Annotated in this window: 18 protein-coding genes; 7 read left to right on the top strand and 11 right to left on the bottom strand. The window is 51.3% G+C overall.

Translation table 11 applies throughout. The features are described from left to right. Window positions 1-107: 107 nt before the first annotated feature. The 4 genes from ACFVSO_RS02915 to wsfD form a co-directional block, all read right to left on the bottom strand. Window positions 108-1490 (bottom strand): extracellular solute-binding protein, encoded by a 1383-nt coding sequence (locus tag ACFVSO_RS02915; RefSeq protein WP_387469905.1) that lies wholly within the window; start codon window positions 1488-1490, stop codon window positions 108-110. A 271-nt stretch (window positions 1491-1761) separates the two neighbouring features. Beyond that, a complete protein-coding gene (locus ACFVSO_RS02920; protein WP_387469907.1) occupies window positions 1762-2385 on the bottom strand; it encodes a hypothetical protein in 624 nt (207 codons plus the stop codon). A gap of 143 nt (window positions 2386-2528) precedes the next feature. Further along, the gene (locus ACFVSO_RS02925) at window positions 2529-3488 is read right to left on the bottom strand and encodes an alpha/beta hydrolase (RefSeq protein ID WP_387469909.1); all 960 of its coding nucleotides are present in this window, start codon (window positions 3486-3488) and stop codon (window positions 2529-2531) included. A 191-nt stretch (window positions 3489-3679) separates the two neighbouring features. Continuing rightward, window positions 3680-5110: a glycan biosynthesis hexose transferase WsfD gene (wsfD, locus tag ACFVSO_RS02930; protein ID WP_387469911.1), complete on the bottom strand. Its 1431-nt coding sequence runs from the start codon at window positions 5108-5110 to the stop codon at window positions 3680-3682. Window positions 5111-5278: 168 nt separating this feature from the next. Here wsfD and ACFVSO_RS02935 point away from each other — a divergent pair, with 168 nt between their 5' ends. Next, the gene (locus ACFVSO_RS02935; RefSeq protein ID WP_387469913.1) at window positions 5279-6124 is read left to right on the top strand and encodes an ROK family protein; all 846 of its coding nucleotides are present in this window, start codon (window positions 5279-5281) and stop codon (window positions 6122-6124) included. A gap of 81 nt (window positions 6125-6205) precedes the next feature. Here ACFVSO_RS02935 and ACFVSO_RS02940 read toward each other — a convergent pair whose 3' ends face one another. From ACFVSO_RS02940 to ACFVSO_RS02955, 4 genes are all read right to left on the bottom strand, one after another. After that, window positions 6206-6889, bottom strand: a complete 684-nt coding sequence (locus ACFVSO_RS02940; RefSeq protein WP_387469915.1) for a PspA/IM30 family protein — start codon at window positions 6887-6889, stop codon at window positions 6206-6208. Window positions 6890-6978: 89 nt separating this feature from the next. After that, window positions 6979-8313: an ABC transporter substrate-binding protein gene (locus tag ACFVSO_RS02945; protein ID WP_387469917.1), complete on the bottom strand. Its 1335-nt coding sequence runs from the start codon at window positions 8311-8313 to the stop codon at window positions 6979-6981. Next, window positions 8310-10964, bottom strand: coding sequence for a putative bifunctional diguanylate cyclase/phosphodiesterase (locus ACFVSO_RS02950; protein WP_387469919.1), 2655 nt, complete (start codon window positions 10962-10964; stop codon window positions 8310-8312). The genes ACFVSO_RS02945 and ACFVSO_RS02950 overlap by 4 nt, the downstream gene beginning before the upstream one ends. Before the next feature lie 351 nt (window positions 10965-11315). After that, window positions 11316-13052: an ABC transporter ATP-binding protein gene (locus ACFVSO_RS02955; protein WP_387469921.1), complete on the bottom strand. Its 1737-nt coding sequence runs from the start codon at window positions 13050-13052 to the stop codon at window positions 11316-11318. A 222-nt stretch (window positions 13053-13274) separates the two neighbouring features. Between ACFVSO_RS02955 and ACFVSO_RS02960 the strand changes: the two genes are divergently transcribed. The 5 genes from ACFVSO_RS02960 (at window position 13275) to ACFVSO_RS02980 (ending at window position 19551) form a co-directional block, all read left to right on the top strand. Further along, window positions 13275-14717 (top strand): ABC transporter permease, encoded by a 1443-nt coding sequence (locus tag ACFVSO_RS02960; RefSeq protein WP_387469923.1) that lies wholly within the window; start codon window positions 13275-13277, stop codon window positions 14715-14717. A 14-nt stretch (window positions 14718-14731) separates the two neighbouring features. Then, window positions 14732-16240 (top strand): ABC transporter permease, encoded by a 1509-nt coding sequence (locus ACFVSO_RS02965; RefSeq protein ID WP_387469925.1) that lies wholly within the window; start codon window positions 14732-14734, stop codon window positions 16238-16240. A gap of 131 nt (window positions 16241-16371) precedes the next feature. Continuing rightward, window positions 16372-18201 (top strand): ABC transporter substrate-binding protein, encoded by a 1830-nt coding sequence (locus tag ACFVSO_RS02970; protein WP_387469927.1) that lies wholly within the window; start codon window positions 16372-16374, stop codon window positions 18199-18201. 99 nt (window positions 18202-18300) lie between these two features. Continuing rightward, window positions 18301-18759 (top strand): hypothetical protein, encoded by a 459-nt coding sequence (locus tag ACFVSO_RS02975; protein WP_387469929.1) that lies wholly within the window; start codon window positions 18301-18303, stop codon window positions 18757-18759. 321 nt (window positions 18760-19080) lie between these two features. Next, window positions 19081-19551 (top strand): hypothetical protein, encoded by a 471-nt coding sequence (locus tag ACFVSO_RS02980; protein WP_387469931.1) that lies wholly within the window; start codon window positions 19081-19083, stop codon window positions 19549-19551. 42 nt (window positions 19552-19593) lie between these two features. On the opposite strand, the gene ACFVSO_RS02985 is transcribed toward ACFVSO_RS02980, so the two are convergent. The 3 genes from ACFVSO_RS02985 to ACFVSO_RS02995 form a co-directional block, all read right to left on the bottom strand. Beyond that, the gene (locus ACFVSO_RS02985) at window positions 19594-20043 is read right to left on the bottom strand and encodes a hypothetical protein (protein WP_387469933.1); all 450 of its coding nucleotides are present in this window, start codon (window positions 20041-20043) and stop codon (window positions 19594-19596) included. A 205-nt stretch (window positions 20044-20248) separates the two neighbouring features. After that, window positions 20249-21325, bottom strand: a complete 1077-nt coding sequence (locus ACFVSO_RS02990; RefSeq protein ID WP_387469935.1) for a DUF1835 domain-containing protein — start codon at window positions 21323-21325, stop codon at window positions 20249-20251. 78 nt (window positions 21326-21403) lie between these two features. Continuing rightward, complete coding sequence (locus ACFVSO_RS02995) at window positions 21404-21886, bottom strand: DinB family protein (RefSeq protein WP_387469937.1); 483 nt, start codon at window positions 21884-21886, stop codon at window positions 21404-21406. 201 nt (window positions 21887-22087) lie between these two features. On the opposite strand from ACFVSO_RS02995, the gene ACFVSO_RS03000 reads away from it, so the two are divergent. Further along, window positions 22088-23647: a class I adenylate-forming enzyme family protein gene (locus ACFVSO_RS03000; RefSeq protein WP_387469939.1), complete on the top strand. Its 1560-nt coding sequence runs from the start codon at window positions 22088-22090 to the stop codon at window positions 23645-23647. Window positions 23648-23752: the final 105 nt, after the last annotated feature.

Consider the following 23752-nt stretch of genomic DNA (forward strand, 5'->3'; position numbering starts at 1 on the left):
ATAGCCTGTTGTGCCTGTGCCGATTGCAAGAGGAGCCCCTCTATGTGCGGGAAGAAGACGCCGCCCACAGGGAGCGGGCCGCGCCTTCATTTCGTTCATGTGCGCCCTTACTTGCCAGCCTCCGCGTCAAGTATTTTCTGAATCGCGTCGCCTGCCTGCTGAGCCGTTGCTTGCCCCGCAATAATGGCCTGGAGCTGCGTCTCTGTCTCGGTATAGACCTTCGACGGGATGCTGATCTCAAAGTGGGAGAAGGCGCCGCCAGAGGCTGCCGCTACATCCAGCACCTGCTTCACAACCGGGTCCTCTACCGTGCCCATTACTTCAGGCGAAAGCTTCATAGCCGGCAATACGCCGTCTTCCAGCAATCCCCGAAGCTGCATGTCGTCATTGTACAGGTTCTTGATAAAGGCCTTGACTGCCTTCAGCTCATTATCATCCAGAGTCGCTGAGAAGCCATAGCCATTGCCGTAGTTTCCGTTCACATACGTCTGATCGCCTTTACCCCCTGGAACAGCCGGGAACGGAACATAACCCACGTCTTCCGGCGTAATGTTTTTGGTCAGCTCCTCATTCTTGAATGCGGATGAGCGCCAGCTACCATCGAACATCATGCCTGCTTTGCTGTTGAGGAATTCATTCAGCATCTGGTCATAGCTGAGGCCTAGCTCGCCTTTCGTGAAGTACCCCGCTTTGACCCATTCCTCATACTTCGAGTAAGCGGCTACAATTTCTGGGGAGTTGAACTTCAGGGAGCCGTCCGAGACGCGCTCTACAAGCTCATGGCCCGCATAACGGCCAATCAACGTATTCACAAGCATGTTAGGCACCCATGCCGCCTGCGACCCCATCGCGAACGGGGTAACGCCCGCTTCCTTCAGCTTGGCCGCTGCTGCCTCCAGCTCCTCCAGCGATGTCGGTGCTGCAATGCTATGCTCGGCAAACAGCTTTTTATTATAGAAAATACCTTCGTTATTGCCTCCGATCGGGAGGCCGTATATTTTGTCCCCCACCATGAATTGGCCAAGGTTCAGAAACTTGTCTTTGATGCCCAGCTCATCGAGAATCGGCGTCAACTCCAGCAGACGTCCTGCCTTTGCGTACTTCTGGGCGTCGCCCATGCCGCCGAACAAGTCGAAAATAACGGGCGGATTGCCTGCTGCCATTTCCGCTGGCAGCTTGGTGTAGCGGTTCACCTGATCTTCGACCGCGTCCAGCTCGAATTTCAAGCCTGGGATCTCTTCCTCGGTTTTCTTGACGACATCGTCGAGCAGCGCCTTGCGGAATTTCTGTGCGTCGCCGATCTGGATGTGACGGAGCGATACGGTGAAGGGCTCCACCTTATCCGGTTCGGTTGTCTCCTTATTGCCGTTATTGGTGCTTTCCCCGTTGCTTGGCTTCGGATCATTCTTGCTTCCATTACCAGAGCAGCCGGCGAGTACAAGCGTGAAGCCAAGCGCAAGAATCAACAGCAACTTAAGTCCCTTAATCATCTTCTTGACCCTCCCATAACTACTTTTGATGGTGTTGCCTCTTCATTATAGAAGCGCTTACTTAGGTCGAATAGGTGGATATTTCCACAATTAGGGACAAAAACATCCACTTTAGAAGAGGGTGCATGCCATTGAGAATTTAAGTTCAACTTACGAATACGGGTAGTTTTTGCTGCCATTTAGCTGATGACGATATGGGGTCAAATAAAAAAATCCTCCTACAAAGTAGAAGGATTAAGGCAACTTATGGATATAAGAAAAGCTTATGCCGTTACAGAATCAGCTTGGCGAATACGCCTGCCAATACGAGATACAGCGTAATGGCTGCAATGAAATAAGAAGCGGTCTTCTCCTTGCTGATTCCGCTATCTACGAGCCCTCCTTGCAAGGAAAGCGCCAGAGCGGATAACAGCGTAATCGACAGTACCATCATCGACAGTGTGAAGTGGAACGACAAAATGCCTGACAGCAGAAAGCCTGCTCCTGTTATGTACTGAATTCCGCCAATTCGAATCACAAAGAGCTTCCATGCCGGCTGCACACCGCTTCTCCACCATCCCGCCAGCCATAATGCCGCAAGCAGCGCAACGAGCGACAGCAAGCCCAACAGGAACATGCGGCTGAAAATCGCAAATGAAAGCGAGTTTGGCGCAAACAATCCGCCGAAAGGTATTGCGCTGTAGAGCAGCCCGGTAATTTTGTTCCCCAGTATTAACACCCAAATCAAATAACCTACGAATGATACCGCCAGCCCCAATGCTCCGTAAATCCATTCCTTCGCTGTCAGCTGCAAGCTCTCCAGCGGGTTCTTGAGCAGGGTTAACAGCTTGTTCCGTTCCACTTTTTTGAGAGAGTCTGTTACTTCAGTAAAAGCATGATTGCTTTTCGGATCCATGCCCATCCTCCTAATCGTCATTTGGCACTATTGTACCGTACGACTCTCCCATCCGTATATTAAAAATTGAAATTTTTTGAGAAATTCCGACAATATTCCTTATATAACGGGGTGAATCATCCTATAATCGTCCATCCGGAGCATTATTCCGGCCAGCCTTCTTTTATGTACAACAGCTCCAGCACCGCTTCCGTTACGGCTTGCGGCCTATAGATCTGTATGGAGTGCCAGCTGTCCTCGACAATCGTCTGCTTCACCTTGTTCGACAAGAACAAGAGCGGCTGCTGATCCTGCTTCCATTCCTCGCTTTGCTTGCCGGCCGTCAATACCAGGACAGGCGTACCGGAGTAAATCGGGGGTGCACCCTCCAATTGTAATGCGCTCTGCTCCATATGCAAAAATTCCTCGTAAGCCGCTTGATACGCATGGTTTCTGTAGCCCGCCGATATAGCGGCAGCTTGCAAATGAGCCGGAAGCCCGTTATGGCCGACATGCTTCTTCAGCAGGCGCGGAATGCCAAGCGGAGACAGGCAGTATCCCCACTTGTACAGGCGTTCGTTGGCATGCCTCACTTTGGCCCTGGACTCACTTCGACGTGAGGGAAGGAAGCGACACTCATGCGCGGCATCGACAAGCACGATGCCAAGCACATCATCCGGATAGCGGGATGCGAACAATCTTACGATCATGCCTCCGAACGAGTGTCCGACGAGCAAGTAAGGCGGCTTCAAGTGGAGTGCCTCCAGCAGACGCTTCAAGTCGTCGACATAGGCCTCGCATGTCGGCTCCCCCATCGGCTGCGGGCTCCAGCCGAAGCCTGCCCGATCATAAGACAAGATCGTCGAATGCCGGGACAGCTCCTCCTGAACCAGCGACCAACCGATGGAGCAGCCGCCCATACCAGCCTCCAGAATAACGGTAGGCCCTCCCTCTCCCGTCACATGGGCATGCAGCTTTCTAGTGCCAATATCGACTAGCCGGCCTGCAGGCTTACAGATGCGGAGAGAGCGCCGGGAAGCCGCCGTTTGGAACAGCGTAAGCGGGAACAGAATCGTGGCAAGAACAGCGCGTATCCATCTATCTTTGCGAGCAATAAGAGTCATCCTATATCTACACCCCTTACCCAGTAGAATGATCGTATCATCCTCTTCATCGTAGGGGAAAAGCGATTTTCAAAAAAGTGTTACTTTGATTCGCAAAGTTTCATATTTTCACCGCTCGTTTCGTGACATAAAAAAAGGGATACAAGCCCGTTACCAGCTTGTATCCCTTCCATCGTATCCATTCATGCTGCTTATATCGTGTCTCTCCGTCTTAATCTTGAACAGATCTGATAGATGACCCATACCGCTCCCGTCACCAGCATCATGTCGAAGATCGCATTAAACAGGAACAGATGCTTGCCCATATCCGCTTGACCGTCGCCGACAATTGGAATGAGGAAGCTGAATACCCCCGTCAGCCCTAGCAAAATAAACAATTCGACTGCCGCGCGACGCTTTCTGTCCGCACTTCTCATCCATTCCCAGGCTGCAGCCGCGAAATAAGCTAGACCGACAACCGCAATGAACCATAGCTGATTAGGCAAAATCCTCTTCTTGAACTCACTCCAGCCGCTATATTGATACGACAGCACGCCTGCCGTTTTTCCTTCGCTCTTCTCGTAATTGCCCAAATAATAAGGGCGAATCATCATGCCGTTCTCAGCAGCATATTCCATATTGCCGATTAGTCTGCCGGGATTCTTGAGATAAAACCACAAAACATCGGCATGCGAGATCCGATCGTAGAAGTCTGCCTTCAGAGATGGATCATTCTGCTTGATTGCCGTATCCGCTTGAAAGTAGTTCGTACCTGCAAGCACGGACAAATGAGCCGGGAGACCAAGCTCCTTCAAGTCTCCCTCGACGTCAGGTGAATCCTTCAGCACGCCGAAAAATACCGTTTGATACGTATTAATATCTTTGAAGTCCTTCGGAGCCGCGATATACATCGCAGCTGAGACAATTAGGGTAAGCACGGACAGGGATAAGCCGAGCTTGCGCCATGCCTTCTCCTTCTTGAGCGTAGCGTAGCGCAGACCAAGCAGCGCAAAACCAACGCCGACCGGCGCATTCTGCGTCTTCGAGCATACCAGCAGCAAAGCCGATACAAAAAACAGAACCAGCACGGCTCGCGAAGGCTCCGACTGCTTCGTCAGCATCAGTCCGAACGTCATCGTCAGCAACAGGAATACGAGCGATGCCGGCTCCCCGTATAGCGAGTTGAAGTAAGCCAGATAAGCAATATCAAAAAATACAAACAGGATGAGCCCTGCCAGCGCAATTCCCGTTATGATAGATTTGGTTTTGTTAAATTTGATCAGCAAATAGCTCGCCGTGATCAGCAAAAGCGCATACATAGCGCCCAGCACCCGGATATCAAAGGCTTCTCCGTTGAAGAGCTTGGCGATACCTCTGGCCAAGGCTACCAAAATCAGCTGCGACGTCAAATAAAAGCCGCGGAAAAACTCATCGTAAGCGAAATTCGCATGAGCAAAGCGGAAAAACCGGTCCTCATAAGACTCATTGGCATCATAATAATTTAATCCGATAGAACCCATAATACGAAGAAAATCCCCGTTATCCGCAACACCAACGAATGTTCTTGCGAATAGCAGCACAATAACCGCAACGATAGCGGCAAGCAGAAAAATCCGCTCGACGTTAAGCCATTTTTTAAACATAATCACCAATCCTATTACAATAGTTTCTTGCAATTGCATCATGCCGCCGCTAGATTCGAAATCCGGTCTCATAGAAGCATGTAGAACAAATTGCCAAATATAACTTATATATGGTAGCATGTTATTCGAATGATTTCTAGTTTCGCATGTTTAGGAGGAGTTATAAGAATGAATCCTTATGTAGGCATCGAGATTGACGGGAACCATATGGTCCTGCTTGCAGACACGCCGGAAGGCTTACTGAAACATTCGGTCCCAACAGGCAAAGAGTGCGAGCTGGCACACCTGCAACGAGAGGTTGAGCTGTTCGTCCAGCGCTTGCCTTATTCGCCGAAGGGAATCGGCATGGGAATGCCGGGGCTTGTCGCCGGTCATGACAAGGTAGAGCTGAGTCATGTCGTACCTGCCCTGAACGGCGTCACAGCCGGACAATTCTCCACCCCATCGAACCTCCCGGTCGCCTTCATTAATGATGTGAAAGCGGCTACACTGGCAGAGGCGGCCCACCACGCAGACCGCGATACCGTTGCTGTCGTTATGATCGACACGTTCATTGCATCCGGTGTCGTCGTGAAAGGAAACCTGTTGCTGGGCGCAAAAGGCTGGAGCGGTGAATTCGGCTACATGGTCATGTCGGTTGACGGTGAACCGAAGTCTCTGGATCTGCTCGCAAGCGGCTACGCCATCACGAACCAAGCCGGCGTGGACAGCGAGACGATCCGTCAGCAGCTGGAGCAGAATGATGCGGCTGCCTTGGAGACCGTGCGAAGAGCCGGAACCTATCTGGGCTATTCACTGGCGAACCTGATTCACCTGTACAACCCGGACGTGCTGGTCATCGGCGGCAGTACGCCGAAGTACAAAGGTTATATGGAAGCGGTCATGTCCGCACTGGAGGCCCAGGCGCTTCCCGAACTGCTTAAATGCTGCTCCATTGAAGCGCCAAGGGTGGAGAGCCATTCCATGGCTTACGGCGCAAGGGAATGGATACAGAAGCTTGCATCTGCTACATAGGAACTTATACTTCATCCTTCCAATAATAACAAAAAGCCCGGCCTATGCCGGGCTTTTCTATTTCTTTGAATGCTTGATCCCCTAGGACTTCTGTCCCTCGATCTCCGCTTTAAGCGCTGCAAGCTCGTCGTCGATCTCGGTATGTTTTGCATCCTTCTCCAGCTGATCGAACTTATCGTCAAGCGACTTGCCTTCGTTGGCAAGCTCGTAAGCGGCGTCTGCCTGATCATGCATTTGCTTGATTTTCTCTTCCATACGGGTGAATGTCGCGCCCAGGTTGTCCACGCCGACGCCGCTCATCGTTTTGTTGATACGCTCTTGCGCTTTGGCCGCTTCAGCTTGGGCGATCAGCGAGCTGCGCTGCGTCTTCATCTCCTGAACCTTCGTCTTCATTTCCTTCAGCTGAGCACGCAGCTTATCCGCCGTCGCTTTCGCACGGTCATAGTTCACTTGAAGCGCGTCGCGTTTGTCCGCATGGCGCTTCTTGTCCGCCAGCGCATCGCGCGCCAATGTCTCGTTGCCGCTTGCCAGCGCTTGACGGGCCTGCTGGTCACGCTTGCCCACAATCTCAGTCGCTTCCTGAAGCTCGCGTTCGAACCGCTTCTCCACCGCAATCTGCGAAGTAACGGCAGCCGTTACCTTCTCGATATCCTCATCCAGCTCACGCAGCACTTGATCGATCATTTTCACCGGATCTTCCATTTTGTCGATTGCCGCATTAACATTTGCCTTGCCTACTCTGAACAGCCGCTGAAAAATACTCATATCCCTTGCCTCCCCATTCCATCCATTAGTATACATTGTTATACGCTTCTGCCAGCCGAATGGTTTCATTTGGCTATACATTCCCCGTATTACCGAAGTGCAACTTCCTTCTTCTTCTGTTCCGCCAAATAGGCCTTTAAGATATTGATCTCTTTCCCGAGCGTTCCTCTAATTTCCTTCTCCGCTTCTTTGATGATCGCGTCTGCGTTCCGCTCGCGCTCAATCCCCTGATTGATCACTTTGGACCATATCGCCTTGGCGGGCACATCAATCGGTGTGGGCACTGTCTCCATCATACGTTTAGCCAGTATTTCGTTCAAGGCATACAGGTTTTGTCCGCCAAAAAAATCGTTTTTGCGCGTCAGGCGCTCTGCCTGTCCTCTTGCCGGGTAATACGACGGCACGCTGTTGCTATTGATTGCCTTCATGCTCCATTCCGTCACACAATATTCGATAAAGGTATAAGCCCATCGTTTGTTAGTCGCTGATGAAGGCATCATAAAGCTTGAGCTGTTGACCCAGCCGTACAAATTGAACGGCAAGCGCGTCTGCCTCCATAACCCAGCCGTCTCCGGCGCCCATAGCTCAATTTGATTGGCGCCCCATGTTCCCATATAAAGCATTGCGACCTTGCCCTTCTTAATCGCTTGCGAGCCGAACTGCGTCCATATGTCCGAAGACGATATGAGACCTTCATTATAGACAGTCTTGGCCAGTTCGATCGCCTTCCGGGTTGCGTCCGTATTTCGTCCGAATTCCATATTATCTACGAACATCGGCTGCGTACTGTCGAATAACTGGATGACATCCATCGGCCAGAGCGCGAGATAGCTGTTGCTTTCTTTCAGCGCGCGCGCAATACGGAGCCAATTCTCCGGATTCTCCATATACAAGCCAAGCTCATCCGGGTCCGACGGGAAGCCGTGCTCCTCCAGAATGTCTGCGCGATAATAAGTCACCATCGGTGAGCTGCCGGACGGAAGCCCGATCAGCGAGCTGCGGTCGAACGACAGATTGCTGTTCCATAGACTTTCGCTGAAGTCGTCTTCATACTGGCCTGCGCCATAATCCAGCAGATTCTCCAGACCCGTAATCGCGCTGAACTGTCCAAAGTGCTCGCTGTCAGCTATCATAACATCCGGCGTCTTCCCGTCTGCCATCGCCTGCTGGTAAGCGTTCACATAGGCATCATTCGAAAAGGTCTTCACATGCACCGTCACATTCGGATGCTTGATCTGGAACGCTTCTATGATAGGCTCCCAACCGCCATAATAGGACCAGAACTCGAGCTCTACCGGGTCCTTGGACATATGGATGGGTGTCGCTCTCAGTCGATCCTCATCATCCTCCGGAGCTACTACAGTCTGATCGCAAGCCGTCAGCGCGATCAGAATCGCTAGAACGATTAATCGTACATTTCTCATGCTTCCGCCCCTCGTCTCTGAAAAGGTAAGCTGCGCATCTCGTTCCGGATGTAACGCTCGAATTGTTCGCTGCGAAGCGGCTTGCTGAAATAATAGCCTTGCAATTCATCACAATGCAGCCCTGCGAAGAAGGTTCTTTCCTCCTCTGTCTCAATCCCCTCCGCCACGACTCTCAGCCCCATGCTGTGTGCCAGTTCAATTACCGCCCGTACAACGGCTGACTTGCGCGCGTCATGCTCCGCATCCTTAATGAACGTGCGATCCAGCTTTACGATCGAGACCGGAAGACTCTGAAGCTGGCTTAACGACGAATATCCCGTGCCGAAATCGTCAATGGATATCTGAATGCCAAGGCTCCGCAGCTCAGACAGCATCTCAATGACACTCTCCATCTGCCGGATAAAAACGCTCTCCGTAATCTCGATGACAACCATATGTGGATCGATTCGCGTCTCTCTTAATATTTCGACAATGTTCTCTACCAGATTACGCTGGTCGAAGTGCTTGGCCGACAAATTAATCGAGACCGGCAGCAACGGGAAGCCTCGCTCCTGCCATTTCTTCGATTGCCGGCATGCCTCCCTGAACACCCACATGTCGATATCCAGAATCATGCCCGAAGCCTCGGCCAGCGGAATAAATCTGGCGGGAGGAATAAGCCCGATCTCATGATGCTCCCAGCGCACTAGCGCCTCGAACCCTATCGTTGCACCCGTATTCGGACATACCTTCGGCTGATACACCAGGAAAAACTGTTTGTTCTCCAGCGCCCGCCGTATCCCGTTCTCCAGATGCATCTTATCGTTCATCGATTGTTCCATTTCATGATCGAAGAAGTGGTAGCTGCTTCGCCCCTGCTCCTTGGCCTTGTACATCGCCATATCCGCTTTCTTCACGATATCATCAATGGTAGAGCCATTCTCCGGATACAGGCTGATGCCGACGCTTGTCGTCGTATAAATAACCGATTCATTCAACTCGAATGGCATATTAAAGCAATCGCATATCCGCTCTGCAAGCTCCACAGGCGACGAAGGGTCGACATAATGGAGCACGAATACGAACTCGTCCCCGCCTAACCTGAACACATGGCATTGATCCTCCGCAATATCGGTAAATCGACTGGCCACCGCTTGCAGGAGAACATCGCCAGTCGCATGTCCCAGCGAATCGTTAATTTGCTTGAACCGATTCAAGTCTACGAACATGACGGCAAACCTCTGGTCGCTATGGCCGGAATCAGCCAGCATGGCCTCCAGTGTCTGCTGGAAGTGATGGCGATTCGGCAATCCGGTCAAATTATCGAAGTAAGCCATGAGGTGAAGCTGCTCTTCCGAATTGCGCAGCTGTTGGTTCATCCGCTCGGCATCCTGCAGCATTAACGATAAATTCGTGGACATATCCTTGAAGTTGTGAACAAGCGAGTCGATCTCCAATATTCCGCTATTGGGCCACTCTAGCGGCACGCCTGTCTTCAGCTTGATCGGCAGATTCGTCGTGGAGCCGGCAAGCTGCCGCAGACCGCGGCTCAGCCAGCGATTGATGCCATATGCCAATATCCCTGCCACAAGCACGCTGCCAAGGGTATATAACAAATGATAGATATATTCAAGGAAGATCTGTTCCTTGAACGACTCTACCGGTACGCTAACCGCAATAGAGACCGGAACATTCTCGAGCTGAAGCCGATAGACATAATTGGCATCCCGCCATTGCTCCGTAGGCATAAGCATGATGCTCTGCTGTTGCGGCATCTCGATGCCGAAGTTATCCGCGATGGGCTGTACGGTAACCACCTTCTGATGGTCAACTTCCCTCTTCAGCGATGTGGTCGCTAGCAAGTTGTCGTGCTCGCCCCTCATCGTAATATCGAACAGCTTTTGAGATGTATGCCGATTAATGATTTCGTTCAAATAACCAATCTGAATCACATGATGAAGACGGACGCCCAATTTATCGTCATCGCTCCACTGCGAGAGCTCATCGGATATGCTGGAAGCGGTATTGCTGACGGTCTGGAGTGTCGTGTTCGTAGAAGAATGATAGGAGTTCCAGCCGCTGATGATCATAATGACCAGAAACGGCAAGGCAACAATCGTAATCGACAAGTGAAATAACGCCCGGCTGAACGGAATCGGCTTATGCTTGTCCTCATCGAGATTCAACCATCTTCGAAGCGGCAGATAATCGACCAATATTTCCGATATGAGCGCATTGAACATGCCGTTGGCTGCCGTAACAGCCAGTAGAAGGATAAATTCTGTCGTGGAGAAGGGGCCGGACAAATAACAGCCCAGTAGCGTAAGCGGTGTGCCCAATATGATCCAGAAGGCTATCCCGGGGACAAGAACGGGAACCTGCTTCCTGCGCTGCCAGATCCCGATCCAGCAAGCTTCTACCAGGAAGATGACCATATAGAGAGGTGCATTGAAAAAAAGCACAGCAGAGCTGTAGGTGACGACCCCGGCGGCTAAGCCGATGCGAAGACCGAAGAGACGAATAAGCAGGAGGAGCATAATATTCGTAAAAGCAAATGTAATTCCATAAATCAATTGAAGCTGCTCCGAGGCGCTGATCAATGCCATTATGATAATGCCTGCAATAAACAGCGTGCTGCGTCTGGTACGGGAGCTGTCTATACGTCTCAACATATGAACACGGCCCTTTCAAAACGAATCCTACACTTGCATAATAGCACCAGAGACTACTCTCCTAAATCATACCATAATTCGTTAAAGTAGACACGGGTTATGTTCATCACCATCAGGGAGATTTTTCTATTATTTCTTGTTTAGGAATTCCTCTTGAAATGATAGACTGCCAGCTTGTCCGCTGTGTCAGTCCGCGGATATAAAAACAGTTCCAGACCGATTATGGTCTGGAACTGTTCTTTGGTCCGATTAGCGGTGAGTGGCACCGCTATTTTCGTGTTTCTGCCCAATTAGTGCAATTAGTGGTGTGAGCCACAACTATTTCGCCTTTTGGAACAGTCCCCAAATCGCTTAACTTTTAGCAACAGCTACCCAATGTCCCTTCGTTACTTCTATAAATTCGGAGCGCTCCAGTCCGTATGGATCGGCTTTGGATGCTTCCGTATTCAGGATCAGCTTCTTCTGCGACTCCACTTTGGGGTCTGGTACGGGAATGGCGGACAGCAGCGACTTGGTATAGTCGTGGAGCGGATTGGCATACAGCTCCTCGCTCTCCGCCAGCTCTACAATCTTGCCGCGATACATGACCGCGACCCGGTCGCTAATATGCTTCACCATCGACAGGTCATGCGCGATGAACAGATACGTTAATCCCAGTCGCTGCTGAAGCTCCTCCAGCAGCTTCACGATCTGAGCCTGGATCGAGACGTCCAGCGCCGATAGCGGTTCGTCACAAATAATGAACTCCGGCTCGACGGCAAGCGTACGCGCAATACCGATCCGCTGGCGCTGGCCGCCGGAGAATTCATGCGGATAGCGGAGCGCATGGGAAGCGTTCAGGCCAACCATCTCCAGCAGCTCCTCCACCCGCTTCTGCCGCTGCGCCTTGCCCGTGGACATGCCATGCACGTCCAGCGCTTCGCCAATAATATCAATGACGCGCAGCCGTGGATTAAGCGAAGCGTACGGGTCCTGGAAAATAATCCCCATATGGCGCCGCATCTTCTTCATCTCGTTCCGGTTCAATTGGTGGAGCGGAATGCCCCGGAAGAGCACCTCGCCGCCTGTCGCCTCGTGAAGCCTGAGAATCGTCCTGCCTGTCGTAGACTTGCCGCTGCCGGACTCGCCTACAACGCCAAGCGTCTCCCCTGCCTGAATATCGAAGCTGATATTGTTGACTGCTTTGACAATCTGCCCTTTGCCGAGGTCAAAATGCTGCTTCAGTGAACGAACCTGCAGAAGCGGCACATCATCCTCCTGATGGATAAAGCTTGGCACCGCCTTCGGCTTCTTCTTCTCGTCCAAACGCGGCAGCGCGTTCAGCAATCTGAGCGTATAAGGATGCTGCGGATTGGAGAAGATCTCATCCGTCGTCCCCGTCTCCACGATCTCACCTTCCTTCATGACCACTACACGGTCACACATCCCCGCCACCACGCCAAGATCATGCGTAATCAAAATAATGGATGTGCCAAGCTGTTTCTGGATATCCTTCATCTGTTGAAGAATTTGGGCTTGTATCGTCACATCCAGCGCAGTAGTCGGTTCATCGGCAATCAAGAGGGCCGGTCTGCATGCCAAAGCGATCGCAATCATAACCCGTTGGCGCATGCCGCCGGAGAACTCATGCGGATATTGATAGTAGCGCGCTTCCGGGTTCGTAATGCCGACCAGCTTCAGCATCTCGATCGCTTGCTTCCGTGCTTCGGCCTTACCCAGCTTGCGGTGCTTGATCAAGCTCTCCTCGATCTGATTGCCGATTCTCATGGTCGGATTAAGTGAGGACATCGGGTCCTGAAAGATCATGCCGATATCTCTGCCGCGGATCGCTTCCATCTCGGCATCCGACTTGTCGGCTAGGTTCTGTCCTTTAAAGTACACCTCTCCGCCCTTCACCATAGACGGCGGCGAGGGCAGCAAGCGCATAATAGTGCGGGCGGTCACGCTCTTGCCGCTCCCGGACTCGCCTACGATACCCAGCGTTTCTCCTTCCTTCACCTCGAAGCTGACACTGCGGACAGCCTCTACTTCCTTGTCACGCGAATAGAAGGAAACGGATAAATCATTAACTTTTAATAATATATTCATGTTGTCACCCGCATTGTTATGATTTTCCATTATGAAAAATGGTTTCGTTCATCGCTAATCCATCGTTATTCTTCTCTATTGCATATTATATAATGTATAATATAGATTGTGTATTTACCAATAATAAGGATGTTGACTTTTCGAAATCCTTAAAATAAAATCTACTATATTGATCGGAATAATGCAATTAAAAAATCCTGGAATGAAAAGGAGCGGACTTGCTTGATAGGGCACGCCACTGCAACCGGGAACGGCATGGCTGAGAGAATAGCCGCCGTCTACCGCAAAATGTTACTACATCCGACCTATAGGCTGCTCTTATTGCTCGCGGGAGCGCCCATTTCCGCCATCGTATACATCTTCTATCAATATCGCAGATCCGCTCAGGGTTATCGCGGTGTGATCGAACATACGAGAAATGAACTGCTGCAATCCGGCTATCGGGACAAGATGTTGGCCGAAGCGAAGGATCAGCTTCAGAGAAAGCACCGTTTCTTCGGCAATACCGTCAGCGATAAGCACATTGAGGCTGAAGCAGCCAGAATCGCCGATAAGAAATTCGAAGAACGATTGCAGGAGCGTCTGCAAGCTAGGTTGAACAGCGACAATGGAACGCAATATTCCTTTGGCGACACGTTCCAGCGGCTCATTCAGCAGCCTCTCTTCTTTGCAATCTCGCTCATCATCGGCTTTCCGATGTATCTGCTTATGGCGGTGTATGCCAATCCTTATTTGAAATATATTGCGGAACGCCTAGTTATGGCGATCTTCGTCATATTCGGCGTTGCGTTCGTCGTATTCACGATCCTGTACATTTCGCCGATGAATCCGGCCACCAATATTTTGGGCGAGACGGCAACCGCGGAACAGATCGCAGCCTTCAATCACTTGTATGGACTGGATCAACCCTATCTCACCCAATTATGGAATACGATTAGGGGCATACTAACGTTTGACCTGGGCAAGTCGTTCGCGGGCAATGAATATGTATCGACCGCCATTGCGAACAAATTTCCGGTTACACTGACGTTGACAGTCATCTCGACCTTGATTGCGGTGCTGATTGCATTGCCTATCGGTATCATATCGGCTACGCGGCCAAATTCATTTTTTGACTACACCTTTATGTTCATTGCTTTGCTCGGACTATCCATTCCGAACTTCTGGCAAGGCTTGATCTTTATTCTGAACTTCTCAATCAAGCTCTCATGGCTGCCTGCGACGTACAATCCTGCCAATTGGCTGTCGGCCATTATGCCGATCGTCGTGCTGGGGACAGGGCTAACTGCCGCCGTTGCCCGGATGACCAGGTCCTCTACGCTTGAGGTTATCCATGAGGATTACATTACAACTGCCAAGGCGAAAGGCCTTGCTCGCAGACATGTGCTTTGGAAGCATGCTGTCGGCAACGCCCTGATTCCGATTATTACAGTCATCGGCCTGCAATTCGGCGCTATGCTGGGCGGTGCAGCGGTGACGGAGAAAGTATTCAACATTAGCGGTATCGGCAGCTACATCGTTGACAAGCAATTTATACCCGACATCCCCGCTATTATGGGCGGCGTTGTCTATACTGCAATTACGATATCTATCGTCAATGTCATTGTCGATCTTCTGTACGCCTTCTTTGATCCTAGAATCCGGTCCAAGATGAAACAATACTAAAGCAGGTGCTTCCCGTGACAAATTCATCCATCACCAAGCAAGAAATACGCTTCAGGCTGAAGTCCAGCTCGGAATACGGCCAAGCCAGCTTTGCCGGCATCGTATCCCTGGCACTTGCCATTGTATTGCTGCTGAACAGCTATTTGCCTGCCGAAGGAAGCTTCAAGCCTGCCGTGCTTGCTGTAAGCATCGTTTATCTGTTCTTTACGCTGCTGCAATTCGCGGCTTGGTACTTCATTCGCAAAAACTTGATGGAGACTGGCGAAATCAAGCGCTCTACAAGGGCGCTTGGGTATGTGCTGATGCTCAGCCTTCTATCTGCGAACGTATTCGTAGCGACTACCGCCTTCCAGCTAGTCAAGCGGAAGAAGAACGCCTCCTATACGCTTGCGGTCTATACGTTCATCACAACGCTGCTCGTATTCGCCGTATCTGCGCTGAATGTATTCAAACCATATGTGGCGGACAACTTTATTCTCGGCATGCTCTTATTAATCGTTTCCGCAGTTATTCAGTTAGTCAGCTTGCTCCTTGTTGCAAAATATGGCGCCCGGGATGTTCTGCCTCGCTGGCTGGGACTTATCGCATTATTATTGATTCTGACTTCCCTATCAGGCAATCTGTTCGCGCTTGGCCTTGGGCTTCTGCTTTTCTCCAAGCTGCGCGACAGGGACTATACATCCGGCTCCAAGCTGGGCGATGTGGTTGCGAAGCTGTCCAGAAGCTCCACTTCCATGCTGGGTCTTATGTTCATCCTGTTCCTGATGACGATATCCATTACAAGCTATTGGACCTTTGACTACAGCATGGCGATTAACAACAATTACAGCAGTATTCTTCAGCCGCCCAACCTGGCTCATCCGCTCGGCACGGATAATTTCGGCAGAGACCTGTTCTCGCGCATCGTGTTCGGCGCCCGAATCTCCCTTATTGTCGGCTTGCTGTCGACGCTCATTCCGGTCATCATTGGCGGCGCGCTGGGCGCAATTTCGGGCTACTACGGCAGGCAGACGGATAACATCATTATGCGCGCGCTGGATATCCTGTATGCGATTCCCGGCTTCCTGCTGGCAATTGCGATTATCGCAGCTTTCGGTGCCAGCACCGTCAATCTGATCATCGCGCTTAGCGTAGGGGCCATTCCGACCTATGCCCGGACGATGAGAGCGAATGTCATGCTCGTCTCGACACTAGAATATGTGCAGGCTGCACGAGCCTTCGGGTCAAGCGACCGCATCATTCTGTTCAAGCATATCGTCCCGAACTCGCTCGCTCCCATGATCGTCAAGTCAACGCTAACAATCGGCACGGCCGTCATCTCGACGAGCAGCCTCAGCTATCTTGGACTCGGCGTTGAGCCGCATATCCCTGAATGGGGCAATATCTTGAAGCTGGGCAGCGCTTATCTGGAGACGCATGCGTTCACCGCGATCTATCCGGGGCTTGCCATTATCGCGCTTGTGCTTTCGTTCAATTTCCTTGGCGACGGCTTGCGCGACGCACTGGACCCTAAGCTCGACTAGAGCAGGGATGCCTTAACCTTTCGTAACCTCATTCATGTTCCATCGACTTCTACGTTTCGAAACCAGGACCGGACGATGAATGAATGTGAGTTAACATACACCATCTTTATATATTGCAGGAGGGGAATACCATGAAGAAAAAAGGCAAATTTGCCGTACTGCTGCTGCTTAGCCTTATGATTGTACTTAGCGGCTGCACCTTGTCCACCAAGAACGACACCAACGAGGTTCCGACTCCAACGGACGGAGAGCCTGTTGTAGACGGCACTCCGGTAACGATCGAGCTGCTCGGCATGAGCGCGAACGAAGCAGATCTGAATATTGTTCGCGACCAACTGTCGAAAAACGGTTTTAACGTCAAGCTAAACATGCAAGCTGACTATGGCAGCTTCAAGGCACAGCAAGACGCTGGCAATTATGATATTGCCCTGTCCGGCTGGACAACCGTAACCGGCAACCCTGACTATGCGGTTCGCTCCCTGTTCAAGACTGGCGGCGACTACAGCATACTGGCGGACTCCGAGATCGACGCTTTGGTCGACAAAGCTTCAACCCAGACGCCTGAAGAGTTCCAAGCGACTTACAAGGAGTTCGATCAGAAGCTGGTCTTCGACAAAGCTTATATCGCTCCGCTGTACAGCTCGCTTAAAGCGCAAGCTTTGAACCAAGACGTGCTGAACCTGGACTCCGTTCGTATCTCCAAGTCGCGCTCCCTTCCTTGGGAGGATGTAAGCTTCAAAGATACGGCGAAGAACGCAACCGAATCTCTGGTGCTGCAATCGACCATGCCTACACTGACGTCCCTTGACCCGATCAAAGGAAACGACGGCTCCATTAACATCATTAACACTAATTTGTACGTTCGTCTGCTCAACCTGACGGATGATGACAAAATTACATCGGAAGGCTCCTTGTCCTACAACCATGCCATTGCCGATGGTAATTCCGATTACTACTTTATCCTGCGCGACGACATTAACTTCGCACAGATCAAAGACAAAAAAGCAGTAGATACAGGCGAGCGCGTAGGCGCGGACGATGTTATCTTCGCTCTGAACCGCGCGAAGGACAAAAACTCCGTACCGGATCACCGTACGTACACGCTGCATGAGCATATTCAAAACGTTGAAGTGGTAACGGATATCGCTGCCCTTGAAGGCGTGAACGTATCTGGCGGAGGCGACAGCGTAAAAGCCGCTCTGGAGAAAGATCTTCCAACCAAAATCTCCGCGCTTGTAGGCGACAAAAACCAAGCAAGCACAAAAGACGGCAAGTACCAAGTCGTGAAGCTGACAACGACAGTTCCGTTCCCTCAGGTTCTGAACTATCTGGCTCACCAATCGGCCGGTATTGTATCCAAGAAGCAAGTGGAAAGCATCAACACGTACGACGTTGAGAAGTTCGACGTGAACAAAGACATTCCTTACGGCGACCAAAACACCGTGACGGAAGGCAGCCAGTACAACAACACGCTGTACACAAGCGGCCCTTACATCCTTTCTTACAAAAACGATTACGAAGCCATCTTCCTGAAAAACCCGGCTTACATGCCTGGCACTGACCATGAGCCGAATATCAACAACATCAAAATCCGCTTCATCAAAGACGCTGACAGCGCGCTTGCCGCACTGCGCAGCGGCGAGATCCACCTGTTCTACGGCATCAGCGAGACGAAGTTTGACGTTGTGAAAGGCGACAGCAAGCTGGCTCTTCAAACATTGCCGAGCAACGCGGTTTCGTACCTGCTATTCAACACGAAGAACCGTCCGGTAGCGGAGAGCGCGGATCTGAGAAAAGCCGTTCTCTACTCCATCAATCAAGACGAGTTCCTGGCTTACTACGGCGGCAACAAATTTAAAGCCGTATCCACGCTTAGCCCGCTCGTGAATACAGGTCTTGAGCTGAAAGCCGACGCGGCTAAAGTGAAAGAGCATCTGAACGCATACAAAGCAAGCAAATAAGAGGCAAGAGCATGGAAAGAGACTGCATCCGTCATCGCTGATGGCGGAGAGGTCTCTTTCTCCTATTGATCTAAAAATTAATTAAGGAGCGATATGAACATGGGAAAAGGAACGAAGCCAGAGGCGAAGCTGTCACAGTGGGACGCGCTTTCACTTGAATCGCTGAAGACACATGGCTGGACTGACGATGAATTGATTAATCGCGTGCAGACGGGCAATCTGCCGAAGGACGACAGCAAGTTCAAATTCGATTATGCGGGATTGGCCACGCTCGCGGCAGAGCAAGCCTTGACCTTCACACAAGCCGTTCGTGACGGCTATCAGATCAAATTCAATACCATTCGCGGCATTCATAGCTGGATCTTGATCGTATTCGGTCAAGAAGCGGAGCTGGCACTTGAACCTGGAGCCGAAGCGGTCATCGCTTCCTTGTCAGAGGAAGAAGCAAGCCGCCTGGAATCCGTCCTCTCCTTCGGCTGGACGCTGAACCTGCAAGAGAATGACGCTTCCGCAGCCGAGGGCAAGCAGCTATATCAGATCGTGCCTGTACAGGGCTAACGACTCTACTACCTATTAAAATGCTGATCATAAACCGGACAACCTGCGGCACATGCAGAGTGTCCGGTTTTTCCGTTATCTCCATAACCATATTTTTGAAGCTGTGCTATACTGAACTTTAAATGCTATCAAAAGGAGTGTCCTACCATTTCAGGATTTGCACGCAGATTAATCGGTTATTTCTTGATCTTTTTATTTTGCTTCTGGTTAACGTCAATCGGAACTCCCAGACCTTATGTTTACCTCATTTTAATTGTGCTCGCTGGCTCCTTATTCGTCCCGTTTTTCTACTCACTGCTGCGGGAGACCCGAATCGACCGATTGGAGAAATTTTTAATCAAGCAGCATAAAAACCCGGATCTCCATATCTGTTATTTGATGGCCAACAACCGGACAGCTGAAGCCGAAGCTCTGCTGGAGAAGCTGCTGGCCAAGCATAAGAACCCTGCCCGAAGAGCTTTGTATACCGCTATGTATGCTTCGCATCAAAAAAATATAGATGCAATCAAAGCAGTACTTCCTGACATACCAGCCGGGCAATACCGATCGTATTATGAAGCAGCCATTCATATCGGGGAAGGCAATCTGGAGGAAGCCCGCAGCATGACCGCAGGCGTATCCAAGACGTGGATGAGAAACAGCCTGCTAGCGGAGATCGAGCTCGCCAAGGGCAACCGGCAACAAGCAATCATGTATGCCCGTCAAGCTTGGCAAGGCTGCAAAGGCGTACAGCGTTATGTCTCTTATAAGACTTATGAGCGTGATCTGCCTGAAGCGCTCGCCATTACATAGTGAATACCCAACAAACAACCGCCTGGATTCAGGCGGTTGTCGCTATTCTATGGGGATCGCAGAATCTCCCCTCTTCTGTCTCCGGTTCAACCAGAATCCCAGCGATACCGGCAAGGCAAGGTAGAACGGATAAGCAATCGTCATCGCAATGATGATCAGTCCCGTAACAGGAGCCGGCCGGTCTCCTTGGTGAGACTCAGGAAACAGTTGAGCAAACAGGTACACGAACAATACAAAATAAGGGACCCACAATAGCAAAGACCAATAACTCGAGGTTCTGCCCTCCAGCCACTTCCACACCATTGATGCAATTAAGATTGGCGCTAGCGCCGCTAACCCGATATTGATTCGTTCTACGCCGTCTACAACCGCGCCAAGCTCCCACTCCCCTATTCTGCTTATGCGATACACATTCACCATTAATTCGGTGCTTATAAATATCAATGCGCCCAATATCGCGCTGATTGCATTCAATTTCCAGAAATACTTCATCCGCGTCTCCCTTCTACCTATGCCGCCTATACAGGATGCAAAGCCCGGTGCCCAGCGATTCTGTCATTCTGTCTATTCCGTCTCCTCAAATGCTTGATTCTACAAAATCGGAGGTTCACTTATACAACGCTTGGAGGAAAGAAATGGTTGCTATTCTCTCTGCTTTCCTATCATTCTAATTCACAGCACAGAACAAAGGACCGCCCTATTCCGGCGATCCCTTGACTTCCGGCGCGTACGAAGCCGGACTTCTTACACTATAGTATCTCATAGCGCGGGGCACTCCCTTAATCTGAAGCTTCCCCCTATAGATGAGCTCCCGGAGCCGGTACTCCAGAAAGCTGTCATCTGCGTACTGCTCACAATAGCCGAGCGCTTGTCCGATAACACGGGCAGCCTTCATGAAGTCCCGATTGCCGCGTTCCCGATGGAGCTGCTCGATTGTCGCCATCAAATAATCGTCATAATAATAGTCGGGAACGGATTGAATCCCCTCCTGCTCCCAAATGCGCAGAACCTCTTCCGTCTGCTCCAGCTCCAGCCATTCCCGTGCCAGCTCGCTGCGCCTTGCAGCGTCCAGTTGCTGCTGAGCTCCCGCTTTCCATACCTCGGCCAGCTTATCGTCGGGAATTTCGCCTGAATGAACGTAGCGGATACTTAGATCAGGACGATTAAATAGCTTATAGCAGGTCTCTGCCGCCGCAATCGTATAGCAAGCCTGGGTCATATCCTTAATCAGGTAAGCCGCATGCCGCAGCCCCGTCTGCTCATAGGCATTCCCGCTGCTCCATAGCATAATCGACGCATCATGCGGAATGGCAGCCAGCTGTCTCCTTACTTGCTCCGCACGATCATAAGCGTCCCTGTTGTCATCCTCCGCATTAATATGATCACGCAGCCACTCATCTCTGCGGGCGAGCCCTTCCGTCTCATGGAGCCGCCAGAGCGGCCCCATCGCATAGCGCTCCTGCAGCACGATGATCTTGTGTTCCGCCTCCAGGCCCAGCTTGCGCAGCGCCAGCTTCAAGCTGCCGGCGAACGAATCCCCGCACACGATATGTACATAACGGCTGCTGCTGTCCGGCTCCCAGGAACGAACGCCATACTGAGCCCTATGCACAAGCAGCTCCTGCAAATTCATCATATCCTCGACCAACTGATCCGTTGATTGCGGGGTGTCGTTCACCATCTCCGCCCTCAGCAGCAAGTGCAGCATATGTGTCCTGGCTTCATCGGACGAGATACGGCTGATCGCATCCTTTAACCTGTCCAAATTCGTCATTGTTCGAATCATCCTTCACGGTTCTTACTTCTCCGTATAATGCCTTTGCCCCATTCATTCGAGGGCGTCCGGGCGACGCTACCGATCACCGATCTGTCTCTGATGGTGCATATCATGCTCGATAAATTCTTCTGTAATATAAATTAAAGAATAAGGCGTTCCGGTATGAGGGCATAAAGCCGTTCCATTAGCCGTGATGGGAAGCTCCAGAAGCTCATCTCCGATACTCTCCAGCAGCCTGCATAGCTCCAAGCGGGTTGACCTGAATTGTTCGATCAGCTGCAGCTTGGTGATGCCAGAGCGAGCATGCGCATAAGCCCCCGCATTAAAGGAATCAAAATCCGGGAAAACAACTCCCTGCCGCTGCAATGCGTCAGGCACCGCTGTTGTAATGAGATAACGGTCCCACTGGGCCAAATGAGCGATAATTCCCGCAATCGAAGCCTTTCCTTCGGCAATTGGCGCGAACCATTCCTGATCTGATACTTCGGCCAGTTTATCCACCCGTTCCGTTAAGCTGGCAAAACGGTTAATAATAGCTTGGTTGCAAGTCGAGATCATCTCATCTTCCTCCTATAATCATCATACTACTAGTATAATATGGGAACGTATGTTTGTAAAATAGTCCGCCCGCTTGTTACATTTTATAAAGAAAGGTTCAGCTTTCAATAAGCAAAAATAATTGGCCACTCCACTCGGAACATGTTACGTTCATATAACCAAGTATAACCATATGCATAATTTGAGATTGGAGGGTTCTTCATGCTGTTGTCCCGCATTATGCCAACTAGCGCAAGTCATCCCAATCGAATCGCGATGAAGCAAGAAGGCGAGACACTTACCTATGAACAGGCATGGTATTATACCCGGTGCGCGGCGCATGGTCTGCGCGAGCTTGGCATCCGCCCCGGAGACCGCATCGCCTTAATCGGCCACCCCTCACCCACGCTTGCCGTCGCAGAGCTTGCAGCCGTCGCCATAGGCGCGATTCCGGTCGCGCTCTTCCCCGGACTTGCGCCGTCAGAGCTTGCTCAGATGCTTCAGGATGCAGCGCCCATCGCCATTGTCCATGATGAATGCCATACCGATCTTCGTCCGGTCCTGGCAATCATCAACGACAGCCTTGGTCGGGAGCTTATCTCCATTAGCTGCAAGCCGGGAGCCGCTCCCTGCTCCATAGCAGGCTTTATAACAAACCAGCCGCCGCTCGAGGATAATCATGTAGCATTGCCAGATGACATCGCTATGATCATCTACACCGGAGGAACAACAGGCCGCTCCAAAGGGGTCATGCATTCGCATCGCTCAATCAGCAGGTGGTCCTTCCTGAACCCGGAGCTAGGCAGCGGGCACTATCCTTCCAAAGTATCCATCGTATCGAATCAGGCACATCTGACAGGACAATTTGTTCTGTGGACGACACTCTATGAAGGCGGCTGTCTGCTCTATCCCGAGCACTTCCCGCTTCGCGCGGAAGAGGTGGCCGATCTGATTGAGCGGGAGTCTATTCAATCTCTCGGCACGGTAGGCCTGCTGTTCCGCGATCTGGTCTATCTGGACGGCAACGCAAACAGGCAGCTTCAATCCGTCCAAAGGATTTCCTGCGGCGGAGCACCCATCAGCGAAAACACGTTCCGCAAGGCACGCGAAGTATTCCCGAATGCGCAGCTAATCGAAGTGTACGCCCAGACGGAAAGCGGCCAATTCATCAGCTTTCTGTCCGTAGACCAATGCTTTGCAGAAGGCAAAACCGGTCGGCTGCGATCTGTAGGAAGACCGTCTGATCTGGCGTCCTGGGGCCAGACTCCCTTCCAGGTTCGAATCGTAAATGATTCAGGGCAGGAGCTTCCGCAAGGCGAGACAGGAGAAATTGTGTGCCAGGGCGGCGGCATGATGCTCGGATATTGGAACAATCGGGAGGAGACAGACAAGGCGATCAAGAACGGATGGCTGTATACGGGCGATATAGGCTATTTCGACGAGGATGGATTTCTTTATCTGACCGACCGCAAAAAAGATATCATTATCGTCGGTGCCTCCAACGTATACGGCTCAGAGGTTGAGGCGGCTCTCGGCTCACATCCGCATATCGGTGAGATTGCCGTTATCGGCACGCCGTTGGAGGAAGAAGGTGAGGCCGTTACAGCATTTATCGTCCTGCGTGACAGCTCATCTAAGATAGACTTGCAGGAGCTAAGGCGCTACGGCTCGGGTCGCTTGGCTGCTTACAAGCTGCCTACCCGCCTTGCCGTCACCGCGAAGCTGCCTCGGACACCGGTCGGCAAGATCGACAAAGCTGCCCTCCGCAAGCTCTGCTTGTAAGGAATTCACGCATAATCTACTAATCGCCACTTCAAATTCCTTCACCCCGGCCACAAAAAAAGCAGCGTCCCCGTACCCTTACGGGGGTGCTGCTTTACATTTACC

The organism is Paenibacillus sp. NPDC057967 (assembly GCF_042887015.1).
GTDB lineage: Bacteria > Bacillota > Bacilli > Paenibacillales > Paenibacillaceae > Pristimantibacillus.